Here is a 3,269-nt window from a genome sequence, read left to right on the forward strand (position 1 = left end):
CTCACGAAGGTTCACGCACGGGGCCTCGGACAGTAAGGGGACCGACGTGCTTTATACCCGGGCCACCTGGCGTTGTCCAGTGTTGCGGACAACCGCCGGTTGCAACAGAGAGTCCTGGCTAGAACGGTTCCGCCCTGGCGCGTTGCGAACGTTGATCCGTGGGCGAATGTCGCGCCGTGGCTAGCCGATAACCTGCGTCCTCTCGCTGAGCGCTCTGAGCAAAACGGGGTTGCCGATCGCGTCAGTGACCTGGCCGCCGAACGCAAGACGACCAAGGAGATTGCCAAGGCCATTGGCGCATCGGAAGAGGTGGTTCAGGCGGTCAAGATTCGGCGCAACATCCCCTCTTGGACGACCGCGACCACCATGGCGGGGGCAGCGGTCGAAGACCCAGAGTTCACGGCATGGAGGGAGCAATGGTTGGCGCATCGGCAAACGGCCCGCGCGCCCGAGCCCCCGATCCCCGACGACGTGCCCTTCTCCCGCGACCCCGTGGTGAGCCCCGAAAGCCAACTCGCCGACCACGAACACCCCGCCGGCCTGTCCCTGGACGAAGCCCAAACCATCGCCGACGACTTCGGCGCGCGCCTGCTGGGCGCCTCGGTGGAAAAGGTCCAGGTGCAGGTGGTAGAAACCCAAGCGGAGGCCTTCGGCGCCGACTCCCTGCGGCGCATCGGGCGCGTCAAGGGCGCCTATGACCCGGACAGCAACCGCATCATCCTGGTCGCGGAACACCTGCGCGACCGGGCCGACGGTGAGACCGTGCTGCGCCACGAGGCCATCGGTCACTATGGCCTGGACCTCTTGACCCCGGCCGACAAACAGACCTTCCTGGAGATGGTGGACGCCGCGGCCGACACCACGCGCTACCTGCGCCGGCTCAAGGCCCAGGAGCAGAAGCGCGCCAAGCCCGGGACCGACCGGCTGGTGATCGCCGAGGAGATGTTCGCCAAGCTGGCGGAGCAACGCCGCTCGGACCTGGGCACCGCCTGGGATCGGCTGTTGCTGTGGCTGCACGGCAAGTTGAAGGCCCTGGGACTGGTGAGCGGACGGCCTAACCTGACCGTGATGCGGGTGCTCGCGGCCGACCTGGCTCGCGCCATCCGGGCCGGGCAGGAGCGGCAGAACGGCACCGGTCGGCTGACCGATGCCCGGCTGGCGGGGCTGGTCAAGCAGTATGCCAACGAGGAAGGCGCGCCAAGCGCGGCGGAACTGGCGGAGGCGGTGCGGCAGTACCGCGCGGTCGAGGACCGGTATGCCGATGTCCTGCGGGCGCATGACGAACAGGGGCAACCGCTGCCGACGCCCAACGGCAAACCGTCTAAACTGAACCGCGAACAGTGGGTGTTGGTGCGAACCGACAACTTCAAGCGGTGGTTTGGCGATTGGGAGGCAACCGATGGGCGAGATACGCAAGCCGGACGGGACGGTGATTTCTCAGGACGAGTGGACGGCGCTGCTGTGGCAGGCACAAACGCAGCAGGAAATCAGCGCGGTGATACAGATGCTGCCGGACGATACGGATTCGTCGACCCCAACGGCGAGCCCGCCGTCTTCCACCACGGTACCGCCGACGCCTTCACCGCCTTCGACCTGAATCATCCCAACCGCAAAGATCGTGGCTGGTTGGGGCGGGGTGTCTACACCACCAATGATGATCGCCTGGCGCAATCCTATGCCAACATCAAGCGCGGGTCAGCCGATCCGCGCGTCATGCCGCTGTTTGTGGCGGTGCGCAATCCCTACCCCGCAGCGCTCGCGGACAAGAAGAAGTTACAGCACGCGAACCAGGAACAGATTGACCAGGTGACGGCGCGTCTGCGCGCGGCGGGTTACGATGGGGCGGTGTTGCGGTTCGGGGACGGGACGCTGGAGGTCGCGGCCTTCAATCCGGCAGCGGTCAAGTCGGCCACCGAGAATGCCGGTACCTACGGGCCGTCGAAAGACATCCGATTCGCCTTCGCGGGCGAGCGGGCAGCCACGGCCGACACCCACGCCTTGAGCCGGGCGCAGGAGTGGCTGGCCGATGGGATGACGGCCGAGGACGTGCGGCGCCAGACCGGGTGGTTCCGGGGGCAGGATGGGAAGTGGCGGTTTGAGATCAATGATCGGGATGCGCGACTAATCCCCGGGGTGCGAGATGGCGCGCTCAACGAACTGCTGGATCATCCGCGGTTATTCGAAGCCTATCCTCAATTGGTGAATATGCAGGCGACATTGGATGTGGGCGCGCATGTAGACCAGCGCAGCGGGGAATATAAGCAGGGCAACCCGAATGGTCGCCATTGGCATGAGCGGCAACCGTCGATCGCGGTACGCGCACCCACCCAGCAAGAGGCACTGACGACTCTGCTGCATGAAATTCAGCATGGTATCCAGTACACCGAAGGGTTTGCTGTCGGCGGCAACCCCGCGTCATCCGAGACGGCGGCGCTCGCTGAAGATAAGTCCGCTGAACTGCGCGCCGCATCATTCCAGGCGCAACAGCGTGGAGACGTGTTAGAGGCTCGCCGGCTATGGGATGATGCCTTCAAAATCACTCCTTACAGCGCATACCGCCGACTGGCCGGCGAAGCCGAGGCCCGCAACGTCCAGGCCCGCCAGCACCTGGGGACCATCGAGCGCGAGAACACCCCGCCCGGCGCGACCCAGGACGTGCCAGACGCCGATGTCATCGTGGTCTTCAACGGGCGCGAGATGCACAGCGCGCCACGGCCTGAGAATGCTGGAGCGGCGGACGCCTCGACGGCGGCGAAGCAAACGCAATTGACCGGCATGACGCCAGTTCCGGCGGCGTTTCCTGATGCGTTTAAGCCGGATATAAAGGACGCTCGGGCGTCCGCGCGGGCCGCTTATGAATCGGTGCGGGTAGCGACTGAAGCGGACGGGTTTGGCGCCTTAACGCGGGACGGACGGCGGGTTAAGTTCTCGGCGCGCGGCTTCCGTGAGGCATCAAGTCATGCGGCGGATCGTCGCGTATTGGCGGCGACCGCGCACTTAAAGGCGCTGTTCGCTCAGGCGATCCCGCTGTATTCCGAGGCGCCGCGCGCCACCGAACAGCAAGTCAGCGCATACCATTACTATGCGGTGAAGGCTGATTTTGGTGCGGCGGGGAATGCGTATGTGCTGCTAGTACCGCAGGATGAAAATCCTAATACCGTTTCTGAAGAGCGCGTTGTAAGATGCAAACTTCGTGATCTACTCTGGTTTTTTCGATGCCCTTGCTTCGTCCTGCGCCTGTCCTCGTAACCGATCGCGAGCGTCAACAA

1 protein-coding gene is annotated in these 3,269 nt (G+C 64.7%); it reads left to right on the forward strand.

What is annotated here, in order from left to right:
- The first annotated feature begins 420 nt into the window (after positions 1-420).
- Positions 421-3,249, forward strand: coding sequence for an LPD23 domain-containing protein (locus QZX93_RS17345; protein WP_295391929.1), 2,829 nt, complete (start codon positions 421-423; stop codon positions 3,247-3,249).
- Positions 3,250-3,269: the final 20 nt, after the last annotated feature.

Origin of the sequence: uncultured Thiodictyon sp. (genome assembly GCF_903946935.1) — a bacterium.
In the GTDB taxonomy this organism is placed as follows: Bacteria; Pseudomonadota; Gammaproteobacteria; order Chromatiales; family Chromatiaceae; genus Thiodictyon.